General features: G+C 74.3%; 24 protein-coding genes. 6 read left to right on the plus strand and 18 right to left on the minus strand.

The features are described from left to right. Positions 1-113 precede the first annotated feature (113 nt). The 13 genes from GA0070558_RS20225 to GA0070558_RS20285 form a co-directional block, all read right to left on the minus strand. Positions 114-899, minus strand: a complete 786-nt coding sequence (locus tag GA0070558_RS20225) for an SDR family NAD(P)-dependent oxidoreductase (protein WP_091282613.1) — start codon at positions 897-899, stop codon at positions 114-116. 33 nt (positions 900-932) lie between these two features. Further along, positions 933-1,544 (minus strand): hypothetical protein, encoded by a 612-nt coding sequence (locus GA0070558_RS20230; RefSeq protein ID WP_091282616.1) that lies wholly within the window; start codon positions 1,542-1,544, stop codon positions 933-935. A 111-nt stretch (positions 1,545-1,655) separates the two neighbouring features. Beyond that, a complete protein-coding gene (locus GA0070558_RS20235; protein ID WP_091282619.1) occupies positions 1,656-2,540 on the minus strand; it encodes a hypothetical protein in 885 nt (294 codons plus the stop codon). A 57-nt stretch (positions 2,541-2,597) separates the two neighbouring features. Further along, the gene (locus GA0070558_RS20240) at positions 2,598-3,581 is read right to left on the minus strand and encodes a hypothetical protein (protein WP_091282622.1); all 984 of its coding nucleotides are present in this window, start codon (positions 3,579-3,581) and stop codon (positions 2,598-2,600) included. A 40-nt stretch (positions 3,582-3,621) separates the two neighbouring features. Continuing rightward, positions 3,622-5,220, minus strand: a complete 1,599-nt coding sequence (locus GA0070558_RS20245; protein ID WP_256092036.1) for a polyamine aminopropyltransferase — start codon at positions 5,218-5,220, stop codon at positions 3,622-3,624. Then, positions 5,217-5,999, minus strand: a complete 783-nt coding sequence (locus GA0070558_RS20250) for a hypothetical protein (RefSeq protein ID WP_256092037.1) — start codon at positions 5,997-5,999, stop codon at positions 5,217-5,219. Before GA0070558_RS20250 ends, GA0070558_RS20245 begins: the two co-directional genes overlap by 4 nt. Continuing rightward, positions 5,999-6,421, minus strand: a complete 423-nt coding sequence (locus GA0070558_RS20255; RefSeq protein ID WP_043961148.1) for a DUF350 domain-containing protein — start codon at positions 6,419-6,421, stop codon at positions 5,999-6,001. Before GA0070558_RS20255 ends, GA0070558_RS20250 begins: the two co-directional genes overlap by 1 nt. Before the next feature lie 34 nt (positions 6,422-6,455). After that, on the minus strand, positions 6,456-6,881 hold the full coding sequence (locus GA0070558_RS20260) for a DUF4247 domain-containing protein (protein ID WP_091282625.1): 426 nt from the start codon (positions 6,879-6,881) through the stop codon (positions 6,456-6,458). Continuing rightward, positions 6,878-7,381, minus strand: a complete 504-nt coding sequence (locus tag GA0070558_RS20265) for a DUF2617 family protein (RefSeq protein WP_091282628.1) — start codon at positions 7,379-7,381, stop codon at positions 6,878-6,880. Before GA0070558_RS20265 ends, GA0070558_RS20260 begins: the two co-directional genes overlap by 4 nt. A 4-nt stretch (positions 7,382-7,385) precedes the next feature. Beyond that, positions 7,386-8,018, minus strand: coding sequence for a DUF4178 domain-containing protein (locus GA0070558_RS20270; protein ID WP_091282632.1), 633 nt, complete (start codon positions 8,016-8,018; stop codon positions 7,386-7,388). A gap of 88 nt (positions 8,019-8,106) precedes the next feature. After that, positions 8,107-8,478 carry a hypothetical protein gene (locus GA0070558_RS20275; protein ID WP_091282635.1) on the minus strand — a complete coding sequence of 124 codons (372 nt, stop codon included), beginning with the start codon at positions 8,476-8,478 and terminating at the stop codon, positions 8,107-8,109. An 82-nt stretch (positions 8,479-8,560) separates the two neighbouring features. After that, positions 8,561-11,152 (minus strand): ATP-dependent chaperone ClpB, encoded by a 2,592-nt coding sequence (gene clpB / locus GA0070558_RS20280; RefSeq protein ID WP_091282638.1) that lies wholly within the window; start codon positions 11,150-11,152, stop codon positions 8,561-8,563. A 131-nt stretch (positions 11,153-11,283) separates the two neighbouring features. Beyond that, complete coding sequence (locus GA0070558_RS20285; protein ID WP_141722268.1) at positions 11,284-12,381, minus strand: hypothetical protein; 1,098 nt, start codon at positions 12,379-12,381, stop codon at positions 11,284-11,286. A 31-nt stretch (positions 12,382-12,412) separates the two neighbouring features. Between GA0070558_RS20285 and GA0070558_RS20290 the strand changes: the two genes are divergently transcribed. The 3 genes from GA0070558_RS20290 (at position 12,413) to GA0070558_RS20300 (ending at position 14,752) form a co-directional block, all read left to right on the plus strand. Then, the gene (locus GA0070558_RS20290; RefSeq protein ID WP_043961139.1) at positions 12,413-12,913 is read left to right on the plus strand and encodes a cation:proton antiporter regulatory subunit; all 501 of its coding nucleotides are present in this window, start codon (positions 12,413-12,415) and stop codon (positions 12,911-12,913) included. Positions 12,914-12,920: 7 nt separating this feature from the next. Continuing rightward, positions 12,921-14,129 carry a cation:proton antiporter gene (locus GA0070558_RS20295; RefSeq protein WP_043961138.1) on the plus strand — a complete coding sequence of 403 codons (1,209 nt, stop codon included), beginning with the start codon at positions 12,921-12,923 and terminating at the stop codon, positions 14,127-14,129. A gap of 191 nt (positions 14,130-14,320) precedes the next feature. Then, positions 14,321-14,752: a hypothetical protein gene (locus tag GA0070558_RS20300; RefSeq protein ID WP_074475634.1), complete on the plus strand. Its 432-nt coding sequence runs from the start codon at positions 14,321-14,323 to the stop codon at positions 14,750-14,752. A gap of 13 nt (positions 14,753-14,765) precedes the next feature. Here GA0070558_RS20300 and GA0070558_RS20305 read toward each other — a convergent pair whose 3' ends face one another. From GA0070558_RS20305 to dnaK, 5 genes are all read right to left on the minus strand, one after another. Next, positions 14,766-15,041, minus strand: coding sequence for a hypothetical protein (locus tag GA0070558_RS20305; protein WP_077935469.1), 276 nt, complete (start codon positions 15,039-15,041; stop codon positions 14,766-14,768). Positions 15,042-15,178: 137 nt separating this feature from the next. Further along, positions 15,179-15,613, minus strand: a complete 435-nt coding sequence (locus GA0070558_RS20310; RefSeq protein WP_043961133.1) for a heat shock protein transcriptional repressor HspR — start codon at positions 15,611-15,613, stop codon at positions 15,179-15,181. A gap of 32 nt (positions 15,614-15,645) precedes the next feature. Continuing rightward, positions 15,646-16,833, minus strand: coding sequence for a molecular chaperone DnaJ (gene dnaJ / locus GA0070558_RS20315; protein ID WP_091282643.1), 1,188 nt, complete (start codon positions 16,831-16,833; stop codon positions 15,646-15,648). Positions 16,834-16,912: 79 nt separating this feature from the next. Further along, complete coding sequence (gene grpE, locus GA0070558_RS20320; protein WP_091282647.1) at positions 16,913-17,644, minus strand: nucleotide exchange factor GrpE; 732 nt, start codon at positions 17,642-17,644, stop codon at positions 16,913-16,915. A 47-nt stretch (positions 17,645-17,691) separates the two neighbouring features. Further along, on the minus strand, positions 17,692-19,548 hold the full coding sequence (gene dnaK, locus GA0070558_RS20325; protein ID WP_077935467.1) for a molecular chaperone DnaK: 1,857 nt from the start codon (positions 19,546-19,548) through the stop codon (positions 17,692-17,694). A 212-nt stretch (positions 19,549-19,760) separates the two neighbouring features. On the opposite strand from dnaK, the gene GA0070558_RS20330 reads away from it, so the two are divergent. Genes GA0070558_RS20330 through GA0070558_RS20340 form a run of 3 tightly spaced genes read left to right on the plus strand, consistent with a single transcriptional unit; the run spans position 19,761 to position 24,578 of the window. After that, positions 19,761-21,608: a GTPase domain-containing protein gene (locus GA0070558_RS20330; RefSeq protein ID WP_091282650.1), complete on the plus strand. Its 1,848-nt coding sequence runs from the start codon at positions 19,761-19,763 to the stop codon at positions 21,606-21,608. Beyond that, positions 21,605-23,302, plus strand: a complete 1,698-nt coding sequence (locus GA0070558_RS20335) for a GTPase (RefSeq protein ID WP_077935465.1) — start codon at positions 21,605-21,607, stop codon at positions 23,300-23,302. Before GA0070558_RS20330 ends, GA0070558_RS20335 begins: the two co-directional genes overlap by 4 nt. Positions 23,303-23,357: 55 nt before the next feature. Next, complete coding sequence (locus tag GA0070558_RS20340; RefSeq protein ID WP_077935464.1) at positions 23,358-24,578, plus strand: hypothetical protein; 1,221 nt, start codon at positions 23,358-23,360, stop codon at positions 24,576-24,578. The last annotated feature ends 42 nt before the right edge of the window (positions 24,579-24,620 follow it).

Here is a 24,620-nt window from a genome sequence, read left to right on the forward strand (position 1 = left end):
AGCCCGACGGGCGACCGATGGTTGGCGATATTCGGCTACTCTGTGCGATCGATTCGCCGGGCCGGGTCGGCCGAACCGCCGAAGGGGACGGTCTGCCGCCGCTGCGCCGCAGGTCAGCCGGGGCGACGGTCGTCGCGGCCCCGGGTGTCCCGGGCGAACCGGCGCAGCAGCCCCCGGGGGGCGTGCCGCACCGCCGCGACGGCCAGCTTGTAACGCCGTGACGGAACGCTGACCGTGTGGCCTTTCCGCAGGTCACGCAGGGCTTCATCGACGACCTGCTCGGCGGTCAGCCACATCAGGCGGGGCGTGCCGGACATGTCGATCCCGATCCGCTCGTGCGCGCCGGTGCGGGTGTAACCAGGGCAGAGGGCCATCACGCGTACTCCACGCGGGCGGGTCGCGAGGTCGACGGACTCGCTGAAGGCCGTCACCCACGCCTTGCTCGCCGGATACGTCGATCCCGGCATCACGGGACCGAAGCCGGCGACCGAAGAGACATTTATCACTGCCCCGTCGCCCCGCCGGATCATCGGGCCGACCGCCGCGCGGGTCAACCGCAGCACCGCGTGCACGTTCAGCCCCAGCAGGCGGGACTCATCGGCCATCGAGGACCGCAGGAACGGCTGGTTGAGGCTGATCCCGGCGTTGTTGACGAGCAGGTCCACCTGCTCGTCGCCGGCCAGCCGCCGTTCCACGTCGGCGCAGCCGTCGGCGGTGGACAGGTCCGCCGGGATCACCTCGACGGGGTGGCCGTACCGGCCCGTCAGCTCGGCGGCCTTCTCCGCCAGCCGGGCGGCGTCGCGTGCCACCAGCACCAGGGCCCAGCCGTCGGCGGCGAGCCGGCGGGCGAACTCCGCGCCGATGCCCGCCGTCGCGCCGGTGACCAGCGCACGGCGCATGGCGGGGACCTGCTCTGGCGTCACGGACGATCCTCAGCGGGGCGGGTGGTGCGGGGCGGCGGTCGGTGCCGGCGCGGGGTGCCGCCGGCGGAACCAGGCGCTGGCGCTCGGCGAGACCAGCAACGCGGCTACCACAAGGTAACCGAGCGCCTGGCCGACCGAAAGCGCGGCGTTGGCCGCGAGCCAGAACTCCGGGTACGCGTCGCCGACGAGCCCCAGCAGCTCGGCGGCGGACCGGTCGCCGGCGGACAGTCGCAGCGGCACGGCCCGCTGCCCGACCAGCGCGGCCACCGCGCAGCAGCCGAACAACGCGCCCAGCCCGCAGACCACCCAGGCCGCCACCCGGGCCCCGGGCCGGCCGGCGAGCAGCCCGGCCGCCAGGCCGACCAGCACGACGCCCACCAGCACCGTCACCACCGCCGAGGCGATCGTCGTGCCACGCAGCAGGAGGACCACGTCGTCGACCTCCGCCGCACCGGCCGAGGCGCCGGCCGCCGCCGACCGGAACCGCCCGACGGTGCCGCCGAGGACGAGCAGCGCGGCGACCGCCGAGGCCACGGCGCCGGCGGCCATCAGCAGCAGCACCGCCGCCGCCAGCCCGACGGCCGCGGGGCGACGGGCCGGCACCTGATCGGGGTACGACACGACGAGTCCCTCCGGTAGGCGTCCGGTTGGAACCTACTCGGAGGGACCGTCGGTGTCGCCGTTATCCGGCGCGCCCCGCCCGGCTGGTCGCGGGCGGGGCGGCATCGATGCTCAGTCCGACGACGAGGAGGAAGAGCCCGAGTCCGACGAACCGCCGGACGACCAGCCCGAGTCCGACGAGCCGCTGGAGGGCGACGGCCCGGGGTCGCCACCCTGCCCCGGCCCGGACGGGTCCGGCCGGTCGGACGGGGACGGCCCCGGCTGGTCCGGGTAGGGCGACTGGTCCGGGGTGGACGAGCTGTGGGTCCCGTGCGGGTACGTCGGGTGGCCGGGTTGGTAGCCGGGGGCGGCCGGGTAACCCGGGGTCTGCGGGTAGCCGGGCTGCTGCGGGTACGCCGGGTAGGCGGCACCCGGGACCGGCGGCTCCCAGCCCTGCTTCGGCTTGCGGAAGAACTCGTTCGCCTTCGGCAGGGCCAGCAGGATCAGCGCGGCCAGCACGGCGAGCAGGCCCGCGACCCCGAGCAGCAGGCTGACCGGGGTGTACCAGGAGGGCAGCGCCGCGGTCAGGCTGCGCTCGATCTCCTCGGCGCTCGGCGCGTCCCCGCCGGCCGACGGCCCGCCCATCGAGCCGGCCGCGCCGTTGATCATGCTGCCGCCGACGCAGCAGAGCAGGATGCCGCCGAGCACCCAGGTGGTGATGCGGCTGCCGTTGCTGCCCCGGTTGTTGAAGATCGCCAGTACGACGAGGACCAGGGCGAGGACCAGCATCAGCACGGCGCTGCCGATGGCGAAGCCGACGACGAAGGTGCCCAGCCCCTCGGCCCCGCTCGCGGTGCCCGCGAACGCGTCCTCGAAGCCCTGCCGGAGCTTGCCGGCCACGGCGATCGTCGTGACGAGGTTGAGCAGCTGGAGCAGAGCGAAGAACATGAGCAGGTAACTGGAGATCGTCACGATGCCCGGACGGGCCCGCGACGGCGTGCTGTGGGTATCGACCATGACTTCTCCCTTCTAGATCACGACGTCACGGTATCGTCCGGAGTCCCGTGCCGCCCGTCAGCCGGCCCGGGACAGCCGGCGGTGCTCGGCCGTCACCACGGCGAGCAGGAACAGGTCGAAGGCCAGCGCGGCGACCGCCCCGAACTGGTTGACGGTGAAGTTGAAGATCTGCCCGAACAGCAGGTCGACCAGGATCGCCAGCTTGAACAGCCGGAACGCGCCGATCCGGTCCCGCCGCAGCCGGACGGCCGCCGCGATGCTGAGCACCGCCGTGGCCAGCGCGGACGCCGAGACGCCGAGCACCGCGCCCCACTCCCGCTCCTCGTCCAGCGCCCCGGTGACGCCGTCGGCCGCCACCCCGACCACGGTCAGCGCCGGCTCCACCACCAGGTAGAGCACCACGAAGCGGACCACCCACCGCTGGTCGGTCAGCCCGACGGCGACCCGGCGGACGCGGGCCAGCCACGGCTGCCAGAACCGGGGCGGCGGCGGTTCCCGGCGGGGCACCGCGTCGAGCAGCGCGGCCACGGCGGCCTCAGTCTCCGCGCCGGAGCCCCGGGCCAGCCGCAGCACCTGCGCCCGACGCCGGTCGGTGAGCCCGTCGATCAGGCCGCCGGCCACGGCGTCCAGGGCGTTCGCGGTCCGCTCCTCGGGGATCAGCCGGGTCCGCTCCCGGACCGCCTGCGTGATGACCACGAGCACCGCGAAGACGGCGTAGATGATGCCGGCGGCGGGGGCGTAGAAGTAGTCGGTGCGGGCCGTGACGAACTTGCCCACCTCGTCGATGAACAGGCCGAACCCGATCCCGCCGAGGATCGCGCCGGTCATCCGGGCCGCGCCGCCGAGGAAGACCAGTGCCACGCCGAGGCCGACGGCCAGCAGCAGGCCGCCCCAGAGCACGTGCGCGATGTGCAGGCCGCCGCCGCCGAGCTGGGGATAGCCGGTGGCCCGCAGCAGCACCCGGGTCAGCAGCACGGCGGCCACCCCGGACAGCACGAACGCCTGGAGGTACGCCGCCGCGGCCAGCGCCCGGGGCGGCATCCAGTGACGACGCGACGGTCCGCGCAGCATGGTCCCGACGCTAGTAGCCGCGCCACTCGACGCGGGCGTACTCCAGCACCCTGGGCCGCAGCAGCGTGGAGGCGGGCACGTCGAGCCGGCCCCGGTCGGCGGGGAAGTTGGCGGCCGACGCCAGCGTGCCGGCGGTGAGGAAGCGCAGCCGGGGGGCGTCGGCGGGCAGCGCCAGCGCGGGCGGGGCGGCCCCCGGGGCGGCGAGCACGAACCCCCAGTCGCCGAAGCTGGGCACGTCGACGTGGTACGGCACCGTGGCGAAGCCGGCCTCGCGCACCGACGCCTCGATCGACCAGTACGACCGGGGCGCGAAGTACGGCGAGCCGGACTGCACGACGAGCCGCCCGCCGTCAGCGAGGACCGCCCGGACCAGCGCGTAGAACTCGACGGTGTAGAGCTTGGCGGTGGCCGTCTCGTCGGGATCGGGCAGGTCGGCGACGACCACGTCGAACCGTTCGGTGGCGGAGCGCAGCCAGCCGAACGCGTCGACGTTGACCACCCGCACCCGGGGGTCGGCGAACGCGTCGCCGTTCAGCTCGCGCAGCTGCGGCTCGCTGCGGGCCAGCGCCACCACGGCCGGGTCGAGGTCGACGACGGTCACCCGCCGCACGTCGGGGTAGCGCAGGATCTCCCGCACCGCGAGCCCGTCGCCGGCGCCGAGCACCAGCACCTCGCCGCGCGGGCCGTTCAGCGCGGGGTGCACGAGCGCCTCGTGGTAGCGGTACTCGTCGACCGAGCTGAACTGGAGGTCGCCGTTGAGGAACAGCCGCAGGTCGGTGTCGGCGTGCCCGACCTCCCGCACCGAGCGGGTCAGCACGATCTCCTGGTAGCGGCTGCGCTCGGCGTGCACCACCGGGTCGCGGTAGAGCTGCTGGCGGGCGGTCACCTCGAAGTCGGCGGCGGTGACCCAGGCGTACCCCAAACAGAGCGCGACCACGACGGAGCCGGCGCCGACGGCGACGCGCGCCCGGCGGCTCAGCTCCGCCCGGAACACGGTGCAGACCAGCGCCACGCCGGCCACCGCGTTCACCGCGCCGACCACCAGCGCGCCCTTGAGCTGCCCGAAGACCGGGATCAGCAGGAACGGGAAGGCCAGCCCGCCGAGCAGCGCGCCGACGTAGTCGGCGGCGAACAGGTCGGCCACGGCGCTGCCGGCGGACTGCTGGCGGATGCGTTGCAGCATGACCATCAGCAGCGGGATCTCCGCGCCGATGAGCAGCCCGAGCACGAACGCGGTGCCGACCAGCGCCGGGCCGTACAGGTCGAGCCACGCGAACGCGGCGTAGAGGCCGAGCACCGACAGCCCGCCGAGCAGGGCGAGGACCAGCTCGACCACGGCGAACGCGGCGGCGGCCCGGGGCTGCAACGGCTTCGCGGCGAGCGCGCCGACGCCCATCGCGAAGACCATCACGCCGAGCACGATCGACGCCTGACCGACGGCGTCGCCGATCAGGTAGCTGCCGAGCGCGACCAGGGCCAGCTCGTAGACCAGGCCGCAGGCGGCGCAGACGAAGACCGCGACCAGCACCGCCGAGCGGGCCAGCCGCCAGCGCGGCCGGGCGGCGGCGGGGGCCTCGCCGTCGACCGCCGCCGGCACCTCGGTGGTCACGCCTTCCCCGGGGTACGCCCGGCGGACGCCGCCGCGCGCTGCCGGCTGCGCTGCACGAACCCGACGGTGAACAGCAGCGCGGTGACCAGCAGCAGCCCGCCGGTGGCGAGCAGCCAGCCCCAGCGGTCCCGCCAGAAGTCGCTGCCGGCGTCGGGCAGCGGGGCGGCGGTCGCGCCGGGCCGCGCGGTGGGGGCGGCGGCGGGGGGCACCACGCCGGTCTCGGCGAGCAGCAGCGGCAGCGCGACGGCGGCCCGGCAGACCGCCCAGCCGGGGTCGTCGACGAACACGTCCTCCACGAGGCCGAAGCGGGCGAGACCGGTCTCGACGGCGTACAGGTCGGCGCGGTCGATGTCGGGCGAGCCGTTCACGTCGATGAGCGCGTAGTCGCTGCTCTCGCTGCTCTCCGACGTGTAGCGGACGTCGGCGGTCACCTCGACCCAGCGCGGGCAGGCCGGGTCGTCGACCACGGGGACCCCGTCACCGAGGTTGGAGCCGACGCTGATCGGGTCGGAGGTGAACCGGCTCTCCAGCCGCCAGCCGTAGCAGATGCCCTGGCTGCTGGCGGCCTGGGCGAGGATCGGCACGGTGTCGGCCCGCTCGTCGACCCCTGGGGCGGGGACAGTGGTGCCGCCGGAGTCGCCGTTGGTCACGCTGATGCCGATGCAGCCGCCGACGAGGATGACGGTCACCAGCGCGACGACCCAGCCGCTGGCCGCCGACGACTTCTTCGCCGCCGGCTGGCCGGGCCGCCCGCCACCCGGGTGCTTGCCCGCGGTCATCAGCTGATCGCGGCGGCGATGATCGCACCGGTGGCCAGGTGCACGACGGCGGACACCCACACGGCGGGGTGCGGCTCAGGATCGACCAGCAGCTCGCCGAGCCGCCCCGGGGTCACGGCGTCGAGCAGCAGGAATGCGGCGGCCATGATGACCAGGCCGACGATCCCGTAGGCCGCCGCGCCGACGAGGCCGAGCACGAAGTCGTCCTCGCTGGCGACGATCGCGGCGACCACGATGGTGCCGACGCCGAGCAGGTTCGACGAGAGCAGCAGGGCGGCGTTGCGGTTGCGCTCGGTCCAGATCAGCTCGTGCAGCTTGCCGGGGGTGGCCACGTCGACCAGCCCGTAGCCGATGCCCATCAGGACGACGCCGACCACGCCGTAGGCGAGGGTGACCAGCAGATCGGTGACGAGGTTCTGCAAGGGGGACACTCCAGGGTGAGGGGCGTTCGTCGGGCTACTTGCCGGCGCCGGGGCCGCCGCCCCGGACGGTGCTGCCGCGTCCCCAGCCCCAGTGCGACCCGACGGTCGAGTGGTAACGGGGGTAGGCGGTGGTGAGGCGTTCGAGCAGGATCACCGAGCCGGCGGCGATCGGCAGGATCACCACCGAGTCGTCGTCGTAGCGCAGGTAGACGCCGCTGCCGTCGACGTACTGGTCGGCCGGCTGCCAGGCGTCGGTGACCTCCTTGGCGACCTGGCTGGGCGTCTTCGTCGAGGTGTACGCCACGGCGTCCCGGCCGATGTCGCGGCTGGCCGCCCGGTTGTACCGGTCCTGCACGTAGCCGCGCGGGGAGAAGTTGCCGTAGAAGATCGCGAAGGCGGCGAGCAGCGCGCCGACCACGGCGACCGCCGCTCCCACCACGAACCAGCGTCGGTACGTCACAGCGCCACCACCGTCTCGGTCAGGACCAGCTCGTTGGTCTGGGGGTACGCGTGCCAGGTGCGCCAGCCGACCGCCCCGTCCGGCGGGTCGGCGCGCACGGCGAGGGCGGTCACCGCGTCGGCGTCGCCGGGGAACACCCCGACCAGCGCGTACGGGTCGCCGGCCAACTCGGCGCGGAGCGCGGCGACCCGGGTGCTCAGCTCCGCCCCGGCCGGGCGCAGCACGGTGGCGGTGAACCGGTAGCCGTTCGCCTCGTCCAGCCGGGTCGCGGGCAGCTCGGGCGGGCGGCCGGGGAGGCAGGCGACGGTCTCGGTCAGCTCGATGCCGGCCGCGCGCAGCACCACCTGGTGTGACGCGCCGAGCAGCCGCAGCCGCAGCCGGATCCCGGCGGGCAGGTCGAGGTCGAGCACGTGCAGCGCGGGGCGTTCGCCGTCGCCGAGGGCGAGGCTGAGGTCGGCGGCGCTGGTGTCGACGTACGGGGCGTCGAGGGTGACCAGCACGGGGTCAGCTCACCTTCGCCGGGCCGGACTGCGGGTAGATCATCACGTCGGAGCGGTGCAGCTCGTCGCCCCGGGCCACCTCCCACGCGGCGTTGCCGTACGCCTCGAAGGAGAGCCGCAGCTTCCCCGGGCCCCGGTAGTCGTGGTAGCGCATCGCGCCGGACGGGTCGAGGCCCGTGCTGCCGGTGGCGTTGAACCGCGCGTGCCCGGCCTCCTTGCTGACGTACCGGTGACCGTCGAGGTCGATGCTCGGCGCGCCCGGGGTGATGGTGAGCGCCGGATCGGTCGTCCAGAGCACCATGATCACGTCAGGGTCCTCCTCGACGGAGAGCCAGAGCTGGCCACCGGCCGCGTCGTCGAGCAGGTGCTCCGACCAGGTCCAGCTGCCCTCCCTGAGCAGCACCGAGCCGCGCACCCCGTACGAGGTGCCGCGGATCTCGACGATGTCGCCGGGGCTCAGCCGGCGCGGGTCGCCCCGCAGCGCGTCGGCGTCGCGGTCCCGGAACGGGTCCACCGGGCCGGGCCGCCCGCCCGTGCGCCTACGGGAACGTTGCATCGCCACCACGGCGACGACGACACCGGCCACCGCGATGAGGCAGCCCGCCGCCGTCACCAGATACGCCACCGAACCGTTCAACCCGATCGCCTCCCCCAGTCGCGTCGGCGGAGACGGTAACAACCCCGCGCACGTGGCGAAACCCGAGCAGAGTTGAGTAATGACTCAGTTACGAACCGTCCTCAGGTCGGTTGAGCTGCGTGTTCGCGTACTCGCCCAGCTTGGTCCGGCCCATGAGGCAGCCGGCGAAGGTGACGAACTCGGCCTCGGAGCCGCGCAGCGCCTCCCAGGCGGCGCGGGCGGCGGCCGGGTCGACCCGCCCCAGCAGGGTCGCCGCGTACGCCCGGCCGGCCGGCGAGCCGTGCGCCAGCAGCCAGTCGACCTTCCGCCGGGCCCGCTCCGGGTGCGCGTCGAGCTGCCGCTCGACCTCGAAGTACGCCTCGGTCTCCGGCAGCACCGTGCCGGCGAAGCCGACCCCGCCGAAGGCGAGGGTGTCGGTGCCCGCCAGCTCCCGCACGGCCGCATCGAGCCGATCGCCCATCCTCAACCCCCTCGAAAGGAAGGGCCCCCTGTTAACGCAAAACGTTGTACAGGGGGCCCCTATTAACATTCACGCCAGCGGGTCAGGCCGCGGCGACCGTCAGCCCGTCCTTGCCGTCGGCCAGGTCGACCTGGACCGTGTCGCCGTCGCGGATCGCGCCGGAGAGCAGCGCCCGGGCGAGCTGGTCGCCGATGGCCGACTGCACCAGCCGGCGCAGCGGGCGGGCACCGTAGATCGGGTCGTACCCGTGCTCGGCGAGCCACCCCCGGGCGGCCTCGCTGACGTCCAGCGTCAGCCGGCGGTCGGCGAGTCGCTTCCGCATCCGCATCAGCTGGATGTCGACGATGGCCCGCAGGTCGTCGCCCAGCAGCGCGGCGAAGACCACGATGTCGTCGAGCCGGTTGAGGAACTCCGGCTTGAAGTGCGACCGGACCACCGCGAGGACGCCCTCCCGGCGCTGCTCCTCGGCCAGCGTCAGGTCGCTGATCACCGACGACCCGAGGTTGGAGGTGAGGATCAGGATCGCGTTGCGGAAGTCCACCGTGCGCCCCTGGCCGTCGGTGAGCCGACCGTCGTCGAGCACCTGGAGCAGCACGTCGAAGACGTCGGGGTGGGCCTTCTCGACCTCGTCGAGCAGGATCACCGAGTACGGCCGGCGGCGCACCGCCTCGGTGAGCTGGCCGCCCTCCTCGTAGCCGACGTAGCCGGGCGGGGCACCGACGAGCCGGGCGACGGAGTGCTTCTCGCCGTACTCGCTCATGTCGATGCGGACCATGGCCCGCTCGTCGTCGAAGAGGAACTCGGCGAGCGCCTTGGCCAGCTCGGTCTTGCCGACGCCGGTCGGGCCGAGGAAGAGGAAGCTGCCGGTGGGGCGGTCCGGGTCGGCGACCCCGGCCCGGGCGCGGCGCACCGCGTCGGAGACGGCCGAGACGGCCTCGGCCTGGCCGACCACGCGCGCGCCCAGCGACTCCTCCATCCGCAGCAGCTTGGCGGTCTCGCCTTCGAGGAGCCGGCCGGCGGGGATGCCCGTCCAGGAGGCGACCACGGCGGCGATGTCGTCCGCGCCGACCTCCTCCTTGAGCATCGCGCCGTCGGCCTGGAGCCGGGCCAGCTCCTCCTCGGCCTTCGCCAGGTCGGCCTTGAGGGCGGGGATGCGCCCGTAGCGCAGCTCGGCGGCCCGTTCCAGCTCGCCGTCGCGCTCGGCCCGCTCGGCCTCGCCGCCGAGCCGCTCCAACTCCTCCTTGGCGGTGGAGAGCTTGGTGATGTGGCTCTTCTCGGTCTGCCAGCGCTCGGAGAGGGCGGTGAGCTGCTCGCGCTTGTCGGCCAGCTCCTTGCGCAGCCGGTCGAGGCGCTCGGCGGAGGCGGCGTCGGGCTCCTTGGCCAGCGCCATCTCCTCGATCTCCAGCCGGCGCACGGCCCGCTCGATCTCGTCGACCTCGACCGGCCGGGAGTCGATCTCCATGCGCAGCCGGGACGCGGACTCGTCGACCAGGTCGATCGCCTTGTCCGGCAGGAACCGGTCGGTGATGTAGCGGTCGGAGAGGGCGGCGGCGGCGACCAGCGCGGCGTCGGTGATGCGTACGCCGTGGTGCACCTCGTAGCGTTCCTTGAGCCCGCGCAGGATGCCGATGGTGTCCTCGATGGTCGGCTCGCCGACCAGCACCGGCTGGAAGCGGCGCTCCAGGGCCGGGTCCTTCTCGATGTGCTCGCGGTATTCGTCGAGGGTGGTCGCGCCGACCATCCGCAGCTCGCCGCGCGCGAGCATCGGCTTGAGCATGTTGCCGGCGTCCATCGAGCCCTCGCCCTTGCCCGCGCCGACGACGGTGTGCAGCTCATCGAGGAAGGTGATGACCTGGCCGTTGGAGTTCTTGATCTCCTCCAGCACGGACTTGAGGCGCTCCTCGAACTGGCCCCGGTATTGTGCGCCGGCCACCATCGCGCCGAGGTCGAGGGAGACCAGCTTCTTGTCACGCAGCGACTCGGGCACGTCGCCGGCCACGATCCGCTGGGCGAGGCCCTCGACGATCGCGGTCTTGCCGACGCCGGGCTCGCCGATCAGCACCGGGTTGTTCTTGGTACGCCGGGACAGCACCTGGATGACCCGGCGGATCTCGGAGTCCCGGCCGATCACGGGGTCGATCTTGCCGTCGCGGGCGCTGGCGGTCAGGTCGACGCCGTACTTGGCCAGCGCCTGGTAGGTCTGCTCCGGGTCGGCGGTGGTGACCCGCCGGTCCCCGCCCCGGACGGTCGGGAAGGCGGCGACCAGGCTCTCCTCGGTCGCGCCGGCGTTGCGCAGCGCGGTGGCGACCGCGCCGCCCACCCGGGCCAGGCCGGCGAGCAGGTGCTCGGTCGAGGTGTACTCGTCGCCGAGCGGCCGGGCGATCTGCTCGGCGGCGCCGATGGCGTTGACGAACTCGCGGGCCAGCGTGGGCTCGGCGATGCTGGAGCCCCGGGCGGCCGGCAGGGCGTCGACGGCGCGCTGGGCGGCCCGGCGCAGCTCGGCGGGGTCGGCCCCGGCGGCGCGCAGCAGGCCGGCGGCGGTCGACCCCTCGGTGTCCAGCAGCGACAGCAGCAGGTGCCAGGGCTCCACGGTGGCGTGACCGCGCTGGTTCGCCAGCGCGACGGCACCGGTGATGGTTTCGCGGCTCTTGGTGGTGAGACGTTCCGTGTTCATGGGCTCCCCCGGATCGGCGTGTCCACTAGGAAGGACACAACCAGAGTTGAGCCTATTCCGCTCAACCTTGCGACTGTGACCTGCGTCACTCAAGAGTCGGCCGGGCGGCGGGCGCGGGGCGGCGCGGCCGGTCAGGCCGGGGCCAGCACCACGCGCACCCAGCGGCGGTTGCCGACCGGCCCGGTGGCCAGCAACACCTCGTCGGGGGCACGGCCCACCAGCGTGCCGTCGGCCAGCAGGGTCAGGTAGTGCTTGGGGGCGACCGGCCAGTCGAGCCGGTCGTACCGTCCGTCGGCCACCACGCCCGCGCCGTCCGGGCCGTTGACGGCGAACCGGCCGGTGGTCAGCGGCACCACGGAGTCCGCCCGCGCGGGATGCCCCGCGGCGGGCACCGCCACCCACCGGCCCAGATACCGCCAGAGCGCCGGGAAGCCGCTCCGGTCCGGCGGCCAGCCGACCAGCCGCGCCTCGCCGTCCGGCCCGACCATCGGCCGCAGCACCCCGACCTCGCCGTCGGGCACCGGCACGGGGGTCGACTGCCAGGTGCGCCCCCGGTCCGTCGAGACCGCCGCGTACGGCTTCCCGCCGTCGACGCCGGCCACCACCAGCAGGCCGCGGGCCTCGACGACGCCGTGCGGCGCCGGCACGGGCGGCTTGGCGGGCAGGGGTGTCGCCCGCAGCCCCGCCCAGCGGACCACCCGACCGGTGGGGTAGTCGATCTGGAACCGGCCCTGGGCGGCCCGCCAGGCGACGGGCTCCTGGTCCCCGTTCGTGTGCGCGAAGGTGCGCCCGCCGTCGGTGGAGGTGTAGTAGCCGTGCGGCTCGGCGAGCAGTCTCAGCACGCCCGGGGCGGCGTAGAGCTGCTGGTTCTCGGCGACCGGGCGGGGGTGGGTGAGCCGCCGCCAGGAGCGGCCGCCGTCGACCGTGGCGTAGAGCACCGCCGGGCACTCCCGCGCCGTCCGGGCCGGGCAGGTGGAGAAGAGGGCGTACGCCTGCTCGGCGGTGACGAACTCGACGTACGGGCGCTCGTACCCCTTGCCGACCGGGACCCGGACGTCGCGCAACTCGACGGCGAGGGCCGGGGGCGACGGCGACGGCTCGATCACGGTCGGTCGGGGCGACGGCGCGGTGCGGTCCGGCGGCGGGCGACGGACGTCGCCGATCGAACAGCCGGTCAGCAGGGGCGCGAGCAGCAGCGCGACCATTCTGCGGCCGAACCGACGAGTCATCGGCCTACCCCCCAACCGGTAGCCTGACGCCGTGCGAGTACGTGTCGAACAGACTGCCCTACCCGGGATCGGAATGCGTCACGACCTGTTGACGGAATCCGGACGCCGGCTCGGTGTGGTTTCCCACCGCAATGGCCGCCGTGACCTTGTCCTCTATGACCCCGATGATCCCGATTCCTGCCAGCACGACATACCGCTGACAGACGACGAGGCGGAGGCGCTCGCGGACATCCTCGGCGCGTCGCTGATGCTCGGCCAGCTCTCCGGGCTGCGCGAGCAGGCGGCCGGGCTGCTCACCGAGCAGATCGCCATCCCGGCCGGCTCCAAGTACGTCCACCGGCGGCTCGGCGACACGAAGGCCCGCACCCGGACCAGCGCCTCGATCGTCGCGGTGCTGCGCCAGGGCGAGGTGATCGTCTCGCCCGACCCGGCCTTCCGCTTCGACGCCGGTGACGTGGTGGTCGTGGTCGGCACCCGCAAGGGGCTCGACGGCGTGACCGCCATCCTCGCCGACAGCGACCCGGACGGCTGAGGCGCGGATGCACGAGGAAACCACGATATTGCTCATCGAGGTCGGTGCGCTGCTGTTCCTGCTCGGGCTGCTGGGGCGGCTCGGGCGGCGGATCGGCCTCTCCCCCATTCCCCTCTACCTGCTCGCCGGGCTCGTCTTCGGCCACGGCGGCGTGCTGCCGCTGACCGCCAGCGAGGAGTTCTTCGCCGTCGGGGCGGAGATCGGCGTGATCCTGCTGCTGGTCATGCTCGGCCTGGAATACTCGGCCGGCGAACTGGTCGGCAACCTGCGCTCGGCGGCCCCCGCCGGCCTGATCGACGGCGTGTTCAACGCGCTGCCCGGCGCGGCCTTCGCCTTCCTGCTCGGCTGGGACTGGGTGGCCGCGATCGTGCTGGCCGGCATCACCTGGGTCTCCTCCTCCGGCGTGATCGCCAAGGTGCTGGCCGACCTGGGCCGGCTCGGTAACCGGGAGACCCCGGTGGTCCTGTCGGTGCTGGTCATCGAGGACCTGGCGATGGCGCTCTACCTGCCGCTGCTCACCGCCGTGCTGGCCGGCACCGGCCTGCTCGGCGGCGGCATCGCGCTCGGCGTCGCCGTCGGCACCGTCGTGCTGGTGCTGGTGGTGGCGATCCGGTACGGCCACCTGATCTCCTCCGCCCTGTCGGCGAAGGACCCGGAGGCGCTGCTGCTCGGCGTGCTCGGGCTCACCCTGCTGGTCGCCGGCATCGCGGCGAAGCTCCAGGTGTCGGCGGCGGTCGGCGCGTTCCTCGTCGGCATCGCGCTGTCCGGCCCCGTGGCGCACCACGCCACCGAGATGCTCTCCCCGCTGCGGGACCTGTTCGCCGCGGTGTTCTTCGTCTTCTTCGGCCTGGTCACCGACCCCCGGGACATCCCGCCCGTGCTGCTGCCGGCGCTCGCGCTGGCCGTGGTCACGATGGGGACGAAGACGCTGACCGGATACCTGGCCGCCCGACGGGTGGGGATCAAGGAACCCGGCCGGTGGCGGGCCGGGCTGGCCCTGGTCCCGCGCGGCGAGTTCTCCATCGTCATCGCCGGGCTCGCCGTGGCCGCCGGCAGCGTCGAGCCGAAGCTGGCCGCGTTGGCCACCGCGTACGTGCTGATCACGGTGGTGACCGGGCCGATGCTGGCACGGCTGCCCGACTTCGCCTGGTTCAAGGTGTGGCTGCGCCAGCGGGCCGTCGCCCAACGCGCCGAGCCGCTGGTCACCACTGACTGAGTCGACACTCAGTTTCGCCCGCCGGGGCGGGGCCGGCCGTACGGCCGGCCCCGCCCCGCGTCCATCGGATGCCGAATTGTGCTGGGAGCCCCTTCCCCCTGGTCGGCGGACCGGGTTACCGTTTCGCCCCAGCAGCAAGGGTCCGTGGGAGGCCGGTCGGTCGCCCTCGGGCGCGAGCGGAAGGTTGGCCGGTGAGCGTGCAGGACTCGACGTTCCACGGCTTCGCCAACCCCGTCGACCCGTCCCCGGCGGAGTTGCGGGCGTGGGCGTACCACCCCGATTCGGTGCCGTTGACGTCGATGCCGCCGGACTGGGACCTGCTGGTCTCCGGGGACCACCTGGTGCAGACGCTCTTCGAGTTGGCGATGGACCCGGCCTGCCCGGCCCGCCGGTTCGCGCTGCACTGCCTCTACATCTATGCCGCCGACGGCATCCGGACGAACTTCCGCGCCCACCCGAAGCGCCGCTTCCGCAAGCTGGTCGAGCAGTCGGAGCGGACCGGCGACGAGATGATGCGGACGTGGGCGCACAACAGCCGCGTGCTGCTGGCGCGCCCCCACCTGTTCGTCTACCGGGACTGGTGCGAGGGCGGCCTGGTCCGCGAGAACCGCCGCATCGGCTGACGCCGGGGCCGCCTCAGGCGGCCGTCCCGCCGCGCCCCTCGCCGCGCTGGTCCCGCCCGCCGCGCGCGTCCCGCGCATCCTGCCCGGAGCGCCGGTCGGCCTGCCCGGAGCCCTGGTCGGCCCGGCCCCGGTCGGTGCCGTGGTCGCCCCGGTCGGCGAACCGGCCCTCCCGGACCTTGTCCGTGAACCGGCCCTCGGTGATCTTGTCGAACCGCTGCCGGGCGGACTTGGCGACCCGGTCGAGCCGCTCCTCCGCCTGCTGCGCCACCTTCTTGGCCTGTTCCGACATGGCTCCCCCTCGCCAGCGCGGTGGGCCCGGATCGTGCGGGCCGGCCTGATTCGCAGGTTAGTGGAGCCGGCCCGGCCCGCGCCGGGGTTCCGGGAAGCGGACCGGGCCGACGATGCTCCGGCGGGGTGAGCGGCGGGTCAGCGGTCGCGCCGGGGACGCCAGACCACCAGGGCGGTGGAGGTGCGGTTGGTCGGCACCAGGTCGCTGCCCGGGAACCGGGCGAGGGACTCCAACTCCGCCACCCGCCGGTACGCGGCGTCCAGCTCGGCCTCCAGCCGCGCGATCCGCTGCTGGGCCTGCTCCAGCAGGCGTTCCAGGCCGATGATCCGCTTGACCCCGGCGAGGTTGACCCCCTCGTCCTGGCTGAGCCGCTGCACCTCGCGCAGCAACACCACGTCCCGGACGCTGTAGCGGCGCCCGCCGCCGGCCGCCCGGCCGGCCTGCACCAGGCCGAGCCGGTCGTACTGGCGCAGGGTCTGGGGGTGCATCCCCGCCATCCGCGCCGCGACCGAGATCATCAGCACCTTGGCCTCGTAGGCAGGGTCACCCGAGCCGACGTGCTCTCCCGCCATCCCCGCTCACCTCCGCACGCACTCCAGCACGCTCAACTGAACCGACGCACCCGGGCGTCGAGATGTTCCCGGGCGGCCGGCGGGGTCTGCTCGGCGAACGCCTCCAGCGCCGCCCGCGCCTCGTCGGACACCCCGGCCGGGACCACCACGTCGAGGGTGACCAGGAGGTCACCGGCCTTTCCGTCGCGGCGCACGACGCCCTTGCCCCGGGCGCGCAGCACCCGACCGCTGGGCGTGCCCGGCGGGACCCGCAGGGTCACCGTGCCGTCGAGCGTGGGCACCCGAAGGTCCGTGCCGAGCACGGCCTCCGGGAAGGTGATCGGCACGGTCAGGGTCAGGTCGTCCCCGGTACGCCCGAACAACTCGTCCGGCCGCACCTTCACGTGCACGTACAGGTCGCCGGCCGGGCCGCCGCGCTCGCCCGGCTCGCCGCGCCCGTTCAGCCGGATCCGCTGGCCGTCGGCCACCCCGGCGGGGAAGCGGACGTTCAGCGTGCGGGTCTTGGTGACCCCGCCGGTGCCGTGGCACTCCGGGCACTTCTCCTCGACGACCGTCCCCACGCCCTGGCAGTTGCGGCACGGCTCGGAGAAGCTGAACGACCCCTGGTTGCGGGTGGTCACCCCGGCACCGTGGCAGACCTGGCAGGTCACCGGCGAGGTGCCCGGCTTCGCCCCGCTGCCGGCGCACGTGTCGCAGATCCCCGGCGCGCGCAGGGTCAGCGGGAGGGTGACCCCGCGTACCGCGTCGCCGAAGTCGAGCGCCACCTCGGTCTCGATGTCCCGGCCCTTCGCCGGGCCGCGCGCGCGGGCCGGGCCGCCGGCACCGCCGCCGCCGGAGAAGATCGAGCTGAACAGGTCCTGGAAGCCGGCCCCGCCGAAGCGCCGGTCACCGCCGCCCGCCGCGCCGCCGAACAGGTCGGACACGTCGAACGGCTGCCCGCCGGGGCCGCCCGGCCCTCGGGCGTTGCGCCGGAACTGACCCGAGCCGAACAGCGAGCGCATCTCGTCGTACTCGCGGCGCTTGGCCTCGTCGCCGAGCACCGCGTACGCCTCGGAGACGTCCTTGAACCGCTCCTCGGCACCGGAGTCGCCCGGGTTGTGGTCCGGGTGCGACTCCCGGGCCCGTTTCCGGTACGACTTCTTGATCTCGTCCGAGGAGGCGGACTTCTGCACGCCCAGCGTGGCGTAGTAGTCCTTCTCGATCCAGTCCTTGGTACTCACCGGTCCACCCCCTTCCACGGGACGTACCCCGGACGTCCCGTCCGCCCGGTGCGGACGGACGGGACGACACGGGTCGGCACTACTCCGGGTCGGCGACCGCGACCATGGCCGGCCGCAGCAGCCGCTCGCCGAGCTGGTAGCCCCGGCGCATGACCTGCACGCAGGTCGGCTCGGTCACGTCGGCGGACCTCTGGTGGGCCACCGCCTCGTGCCGGGTCGGGTCGAACGGGTCGCCCTGCTCGCCGAACGCCGACAGGCCGAACTTGCCCAGCGCGGTGGTGAGCTGCTCGGCGACCGTGCCGAACGGGCCCACCAGGTCGCCGTGCTCGCGGGCGCGGTCCAGGTCGTCGAGGATCGGCAGCAGTGCGGCGAGCACCGAACCGGTCGCCTGCTCCTGGACGAGGCTGCGGTCCCGGTCCACCCGCTTGCGGTAGTTGGCGTACTCCGCCGTCACCCGTTGCAGGTCTCGGGTCCGCTCGTCCAGGTCGGCCCGCAGCGCCTCCAGCTCCGCGCCGAGCGGCGGGCCGGCGGGCGGCGCAGCGCCCTCGACCGGCTGCGCCGGGGCGTCGACCACGGGCGGCCCGTCCACCGACGCGGCCTCGACCTCGATCTCGTCGACCACGATCTCGGCGTCCTCGACCAGGCCCTCCGCCGGGGTGTCGGCCCCGGCGTCGGCCGCGGCGGGCACCTCGGACTTACTGATCTTGCGGTTGTCACGGATGACGACCCGCGGCTGCTCTTCGGCGGTCGCGGAGCCACCCGGCGTCGACCCGGACTCCACCGGGTCGGCGGCTCGTGGCTTCTCCGTCATGCGGTTACCTCATCCCTTGGCCGTCGATACGCGTCCGAGGCGGATCGTCACTTCTTGTCCTCGTCCACGATCTCCGCGTCGACCACGTCGTCGGCGCCGCCGGCCTTGGCGCCACCGGTCGCGCCGGCACCCGGGCCGGCCGCCCCCGGCTGCTCGCCCTGCTCGGCCTGCTGGGACGCGTAGAGCAGCGAGCCGGCCTGCTGGGAGACCTGCGCGAGCTTCTCGTGGGCCGCCTTGATCTTGTCGATGTCCTGGCCGCCGAGCGCGCCGCGCAGCTCGCCGAGCGCCTCGTTGAGCTGCTCCCGGTTCTCGCCCGGCAGCTTGTCGCCGCTCTCGGCGAGGAACTTCTCGGTCTGCCACTGGAGCGCCTCGGCGACGTTGCGGGTCTCCGCCTCCTCGCGGCGGCGCTTGTCGTCGTCGGCGTGCTCCTCGGCGTCGCGGCGCATCCGCTCGATGTCGTCCTTCGGCAGCGAGGAGCCGCCGGTGATCGTCATCTTCTGCTCCTTGCCGGTGCCCAGGTCCTTCGCGTGCACGTTCACGATGCCGTTGGCGTCGATGTCGAACGTGACCTCGATCTGCGGCACGCCGCGCGGCGCGGGCGGGAGGCCGGTCAGCTCGAAGGTGCCGAGCTTCTTGTTGTAGGCCGCGATCTCCCGCTCGCCCTGGAACACCTGGATCAGCACCGACGGCTGGTTGTCGTCGGCCGTGGTGAAGACCTCGGAGCGCTTGGTCGGGATGGTGGTGTTGCGCTCGATGAGCTTGGTGAAGATGCCGCCCTTGGTCTCGATGCCCAGGCTCAGCGGGGTCACGTCGAGCAGCAGGACGTCCTTGACCTCGCCCTTGAGCACGCCGGCCTGCAGGGCCGCGCCGACGGCGACGACCTCGTCGGGGTTGACGCCCTTGTTCGGGTCCCGGCCGGTGAGCTGCTTGACCAGGTCGGTGACGGCCGGCATCCGGGTGGAGCCGCCGACGAGGATGACGTGGTCGACGTCGGCGACCTTGATCCCGGCGTCCTTGACGGCCTGCTCGAACGGGCCCTTGCAGCGGTCCAGCAGGTCCTGCGTCATCCGCTGGAACTCGGCGCGGCTGAGCGTCACGTCCAGGTGCAGCGGGCCGGCGGAGCCGGCCGTGATGTACGGCAGGTTGATGTTGGTGGTGGTGGCCGCCGACAGCTCGATCTTGGCCTTCTCGGCCGCCTCGCGCAGCCGCTGGAGGGCCATCTTGTCCTGGGCCAGGTCGATGCCGTGCTCGCCCCGGAAGGTCTTCACCAGGTGGTCGATGATCCGCTGGTCCCAGTCGTCGCCGCCGAGCTGGTTGTCGCCGCTGGTCGACTTGACCTCGACGACGCCCTCGGCCAGCTCCAGCAGCGACACGTCGAAGGTGCCGCCGCCGAGGTCGAAGACCAGGACGGTCTGCTCCTTGGAGCCCTTGTCCAGCCCGTACGCCAGGGCCGCCGCGGTCGGCTCGTTCACGATCCGCAGCACGTTGAAGCCGGCGATCTCGCCGGCCTCCTTGGTGGCCTGACGCTGACCGTCGTTGAAGTAGGCCGGGACGGTGATCACCGCGTCGGTGATCTGCTCGCCCAGGTACGCCTCGGCGTCCCGCTTGAGCTTCATCAGCGTCCGGGCCGAGATCTCCTGCGGGGTGTACTTCTTGCCGTCGATGTCGACGGTCCAGTTGGTGCCGATCTCCCGCTTGACCGACCGGATGGTCCGGTCCGGGTTCGTCACCGCCTGGCGCTTGGCGACCTCGCCGACGAGGACCTCCCCGTTGCGGGCGAACGCGACGATCGACGGGGTCGTCCGCGAGCCCTCAGCGTTCGCGATGACGGTGGGCTCACCGCCCTCGAGAACGCTGACGCAGGAGTTCGTCGTGCCGAGGTCGATACCGACCGCACGTGCCATCTTCGCTTCCTCGCTTCTTACGTTGGAGGCTTCTCGCGTCGGAGCAGGTGGCGGGGGTTGTCCCGCCGCTCGCTCGCCACAAGTTGAGTGAACTTGACTCAATAGTGCCACGCGTACGGCGATCGTCAAGTCGAGTTGAGCCGACCCGACGCAACCTCGCGTTCGGGGGAGCCCGGTTGTCTTACCTTGCGTTGGTCGGGCACGCTTTAGCGGTGACGACGCACGGCGATCCCGCCATCGGAACCGGTTCGCCCGCCGTCGCCGCCCGTACCGGCACGGGGGATGCCGGGGAGGACCCGTCCGGCCCTTCCGGGGACGACCTGCCCGCCGCGCTCACCGCCCTGCGGGCCGCGATCGGCGCGGCCCGGTTTCCGCTCGCCCTGCCCTCGGCCGAGGCCGCCCGACAGATCGGCGCGAGCCTCACCGCGCAGCTCGACGACTATCTCCTGCCCCGGCTCGCCCGGCTCGACGCGCCGCTGCTCGTGGTCGTCGGCGGCTCCACCGGCGCCGGCAAGTCGACGCTGGTCAACAGCCTCGTCCAGGCCCGGGTCAGCGCCGCCGGGGTGCTCCGGCCGACCACCCGCTCGCCGGTGCTCGTCTGCAACCCCGCCGACTCCGGCTGGTTCCGCCAGGGCGAGCTGCTGCCCGGCCTCACCCGCACCAACGAGCCGAGCGAGGATCCGGGCACCCTCCAGCTCGTCACCGCCCCGGCGCTCCCCGCCGGGCTGGCCTTCCTCGACGCCCCCGACATCGACTCCGTGGTCGACGCCAACCGCGCGCTCGCCGGCCAGCTCCTCGCCGCCGCCGACCTCTGGCTCTTCGTCACCACCGCCGCCCGGTACGCCGACGCGGTCCCCTGGGAGCTGCTGCACACCGCCCGGGCCCGGGGGGTGGTGATCGCCATGGTGCTCGACCGGGTGCCGGCGGAGGCCACCGACGAGGTCGCCGCCCACCTGGCCGAGATGCTGGCCGAGCAGGGCCTCGGCGCGGCACCCCTGTTCGTCCTCCCGGAGACCTGGGTCGACGGCCAGGGCCTGCTGCCCGACAAGGTCACCGACCCGCTGGGCGGCTGGTTCTCCCGGCTCGCCGCCGACGCCGGGGCACGCGCCGCCGTCGTCCGGCAGACCCTGGACGGCGCGCTGGCCGCGCTGGTCCCGGCCGTCGCGGGCCTGGCCGACGCCGCCGACGAGCAGGGGGACGCCGCCGACGCCCTCGACGACCGGGTCGTCGCCGCCTACCAGGGCGCCGAGCGCGCCGTGGAGCAGGGGCTGCGCGACGGCCGGCTGCTGCGCGGCGAGGTGCTCGCCCGCTGGCAGGAGTTCGTCGGCACCGGCGAGTTCTTCCGCACCCTGGAGGCGCGGATCGGCCGGCTGCGGGACCGGCTCCTGGCGGCGGTGACCGGCCGGCCCGCCCCCGCCACCGAGCTGCGCGACGCCATCGAGTCGCAGCTCGTCACGCTGCTGCGCGGGGTCGCCGCCGAGGCGGCCGAGAACGCCTACACCGGGTGGCGGGCACACCCCGCCGGGGCGGCCCTGCTCGACCCGCCGCTCGCCCACCCGGGCACCGACTTCCCCGACCGCGCCGAACGCCTGGTCCGCGACTGGCAGCGCGGGGTGCTGGAGCTGGTCCGGTCCGAGGGCGCCGACCGGCGGTTCGTCGCCCGCACCGCCGCGTACGCGGTCAACGCCACCGGGCTGGCCGTGATGATCGCCGTGTTCGCCTCGACCGCGTTCATCCCGACCGGGCTGGAGGTCGCCACGGGGGCCGGCACCACGGTCGCCGGGCAGGCCGTACTCCAGGCGATCTTCGGCGACCAGGCCGTGCGTACGCTGGCCGCGAAGGCCCGGGGCGACCTGCTCGCGCGGGTCCGCGAGCTGCTCGACGCCGAAGCCACCCGGTTCCTGTCCCGCACGGCGACCGCCCGGCCGGCGGCGGACGCCGGAGACGCCCTGCGGACGGCCGCCGAGCAGGTCGAGCAGGCCCGGCACCGCAGCGGCCTCGTGGCGGCCGGCGCGGCGGCCCTGCCCCCGGCCCTGGCCCCGGAAGGCGGAACGCGGTGACCCCGAACCTCGTCGGCCGGGTGCGCGAGGCGCTGCGCGGCGACCAGCGGGTCGACCCGGACGCGCTGATCGCCCGCCTGGCGGCCGTCCGGCGGTTCCTCGAGGCGGCCGACGGCCAGCTCCCGGACACCCAGCTCGTGCCCGCGCACACCCTCGTCGAACGCGCCGGCACGCGGCTCGCGCTCTCCCGCGACCACACCGTCGTCGCCCTCGCCGGTGCCACCGGCAGCGGCAAGTCGAGCCTGTTCAACGCGCTCGCCCGGTTCGAGTTGTCCCCGGTCGGGGTGCGCCGCCCCACCACCGGCGTGGCGCACGCCTGCGTCTGGGGCCCGCTCGACGGCGCGACCCGGCTGCTCGACTGGACCGGCGTGCTGCCCCGGCACCGGTTCGTCCGGGAGAGCGCGCTCGACGGCGACGACGAGTCGGCCCTGCACGGGCTCGTCCTGCTCGACCTGCCCGACTTCGACTCGGTGCAGCGGTCGCACCGGCTGGAGGTCGACCGGCTGCTCGGCCTGGTCGACCTGGTGATCTGGGTCGTCGACCCGCAGAAGTACGCCGACCGGGTGGTCCACACCAGCTACCTGCGCGAGTTCCACCGGCACCGGGACGTGACACTGGTCGTGCTCAACCAGGCCGACCGGCTGCCCCCGGCCGAGCTGCCCCGCGTCCTGGCCGACCTGCGCCGGCTCCTCGACGCCGACGAGCTGGGCGGGGTGCCGCTGCTGACCACCACCGCCGTCGACCCGAACGGGATCACCGAGCTGCGGGCCACGCTGGAGCGCACCGTCGCCGAGCGGCAGGCCGCCCTGCGCCGCCTCGCCGGCGACGTCGACACGGTCGTCGCCGGGCTGGCGGAACTGGTCGCCGCCGAGCCCCCGACCGACGTGCCGGACACCGGCCCCTCCTCGGGGCTGACCCGGGCGCTGGCCGGCGCGGCCGGGGTGCCGGCGGTGGCGGAGGCGGTCGAGGGGGCCTACCGGCACCGGGCCGCCGCGAGCACCGGCTGGCCGCTGGTGCGCGGCTGGCGGCGGCTGCGCCCCGACCCGCTGCGCCGACTGCACCTGCCCGGCCCGCCCACCGGCGGCGGCGACGTCGTCGACCCGGCGGAGAGCCCGGTCGCCGCGACCTCCGTACCCGAACCGAGCGCCGCGCAGCGCTCGGCGCTGGGGCTGGCCGTGCGGGCGGTGGCCGACCGCGCCGGCACCGACCTGCCCGACCCGTGGGCGACCGCCGTGACCACGGCCGCCCGGTCCCGGCTCGGTGACCTCCCGGACGCCCTGGACCGCGCGGTGGCGCAGACCGACCTCGGGCTGGACCACCGGCCCGCCTGGTGGCGGATCGTCGGCGGGATGCAGTGGCTGGTCACCCTCGCGGCCGTGGCCGGCCTCGGCTGGCTCGCGCTCGGCTACGCGCTGCGCGCGCTCGGCCTGCCCGCCCTGGACTATCCGCGCGTCGGTGAGGCACCGCTGCCCACCGTGCTGCTGCTCGGCGGCCTGCTCGCCGGGCTGTTGGTGGCCGCGTCGACCAGGCCCGTGGTGCGGTGGGCGGCCCGCCGGGCGCGCGGCCGGGCCGAGAAGCGGCTCACCCTCGCCGTCGGCGCGGTCGGGCAGGAGCACGTGGTGGAGCCGGTGCGGGCGGTGCTGGCCCGCCACGGGCAGGCATGGCAGGCGCTGCGGGACGCCGCCCGCCGCTGACGACCGGCGTCTTTCTTCGCTGTTCGGGGACCGTCGGCGGGCGTAGGGTCGACGCATGGCCACGCCTCAGACCCCCTACGACGCGGTGCTGCACGCCGCACGCGACGTGACCAGGCTCGACACCGCTCTCGATGCCGAGATGCTCGGCGCGGCGCTGCTCGGCAGCGTCTACTCGGTCGCGGAGACCGACCGGGAGGCGGCCGTCCGGGAGTTCGTCACGGGCTTCCTCGCCGCCACCTCCCGCCGCCGCACGGCGGCGGCGAGGACCATCCGCTCCGTCTTCGCCGCCCTGGTGCCCGACGCCGAGGGCGCGGCGAAGGTCAACCCCGGCACCCAGGCCCCGGCCTGGTCCGCGCACCTCGGGCGGGTGCACCTCACCGGCACCTGGAGCTACGGCGACGTGTACGGCGACCAGACCTCCTACCTCGCCACGTTCGCCTACGACGACGCGGCCGGCGGCCCCGAGCACGCGCTGGTGGCCCTGGTCGACCACAACATCGGCATCACCAAGGACGTCTTCGTGGGCGGCCCGGCGGGACGCATCGTCGAGCAGGTCCGGGAGATGGTCGACGGCGACGAGCTGACGTGGTTCCGGGAGGAGGACCCGGCCCGGATGCACGGCGAGGTCGGCCGGCACCTGGCCGTCACCGACGACCTGGGCGAGCTGCCCGCCGAAGGGTCCCTCGCCACCGACCGGGCGCTGGCCGGTGCCCGGCTGGCGCTGCTGCCCCCGCCGACCGCCGGGGCCACCCGGGACGCCGAGCCCCTCTCCGGCGACCAGCGCACGGAACTGGTCCGGGCGTTCCTCGCCTCGCCCGAGGCCGCCCGCTACGACCTCGACCCGTCCGACGACGCGGGGCTGGCCTCGCTGCACTTCTGCCTCAGCCTGCTGCTCGACCACGCGGCGAGCTTCCCCGACGCCGACGCGCTGCGCTGGAGCCCCACGGTCGCCGAGCTGTTCCTGCTCGACTGGGTGCACCGGCGGGCCGTCCTCGACATGGACGACGCCGCGATGCTGCCCCGGGTGCTGCGCGGCTGGGCGGCCTACGCGGCCCGGCGCAAGGGGCTGCCGCAGGCGGCGGCGGAGCGTACCGACACGGCCGTCGAGGAGATGATCCCCGAGTTCGCCCGCCTCTACTCCACCGGCGAGCGCCGCAGCCCCGCCACGGCGGCGGTGGCCCAGCTGATGGCCGACGGGGTGGACCCGGACGACCCGGCCGCCCTCGACGCCTGGATCGAGGCGAACCGGCACCGGCTCGCCGACGACGGGGCCTGACCCGGCACGACCCCGACCGCGGCGCCTGACCCGGCTCGGCCC

It is taken from the genome of Micromonospora haikouensis, assembly GCF_900091595.1.
Taxonomy (GTDB): Bacteria; Actinomycetota; Actinomycetes; order Mycobacteriales; family Micromonosporaceae; genus Micromonospora; species Micromonospora haikouensis.

Bases quoted from the DNA above. Each gene is read 5' to 3' on its own strand.
- GA0070558_RS20225 (WP_091282613.1), bottom strand. From the start codon at position 899: ATGCGCCGTGCGCTGGTCACCGGCGCGACGGCGGGCATCGGCGCGGAG.
- GA0070558_RS20235 (WP_091282619.1), bottom strand. From the start codon at position 2,540: ATGGTCGATACCCACAGCACGCCGTCGCGGGCCCGTCCGGGCATCGTG.
- GA0070558_RS20240 (WP_091282622.1), bottom strand. From the start codon at position 3,581: ATGCCGCCCCGGGCGCTGGCCGCGGCGGCGTACCTCCAGGCGTTCGTG.
- GA0070558_RS20250 (WP_256092037.1), bottom strand. From the start codon at position 5,999: ATGACCGCGGGCAAGCACCCGGGTGGCGGGCGGCCCGGCCAGCCGGCG.
- GA0070558_RS20275 (WP_091282635.1), bottom strand. From the start codon at position 8,478: ATGGGCGATCGGCTCGATGCGGCCGTGCGGGAGCTGGCGGGCACCGAC.
- clpB (WP_091282638.1), bottom strand. From the start codon at position 11,152: ATGAACACGGAACGTCTCACCACCAAGAGCCGCGAAACCATCACCGGT.
- GA0070558_RS20285 (WP_141722268.1), bottom strand. From the start codon at position 12,381: ATGACTCGTCGGTTCGGCCGCAGAATGGTCGCGCTGCTGCTCGCGCCC.
- GA0070558_RS20295 (WP_043961138.1), top strand. From the start codon at position 12,921: ATGCACGAGGAAACCACGATATTGCTCATCGAGGTCGGTGCGCTGCTG.
- GA0070558_RS20305 (WP_077935469.1), bottom strand. From the start codon at position 15,041: ATGTCGGAACAGGCCAAGAAGGTGGCGCAGCAGGCGGAGGAGCGGCTC.
- GA0070558_RS20310 (WP_043961133.1), bottom strand. From the start codon at position 15,613: ATGGCGGGAGAGCACGTCGGCTCGGGTGACCCTGCCTACGAGGCCAAG.
- grpE (WP_091282647.1), bottom strand. From the start codon at position 17,644: ATGACGGAGAAGCCACGAGCCGCCGACCCGGTGGAGTCCGGGTCGACG.
- dnaK (WP_077935467.1), bottom strand. From the start codon at position 19,548: ATGGCACGTGCGGTCGGTATCGACCTCGGCACGACGAACTCCTGCGTC.
- GA0070558_RS20340 (WP_077935464.1), top strand. From the start codon at position 23,358: ATGGCCACGCCTCAGACCCCCTACGACGCGGTGCTGCACGCCGCACGC.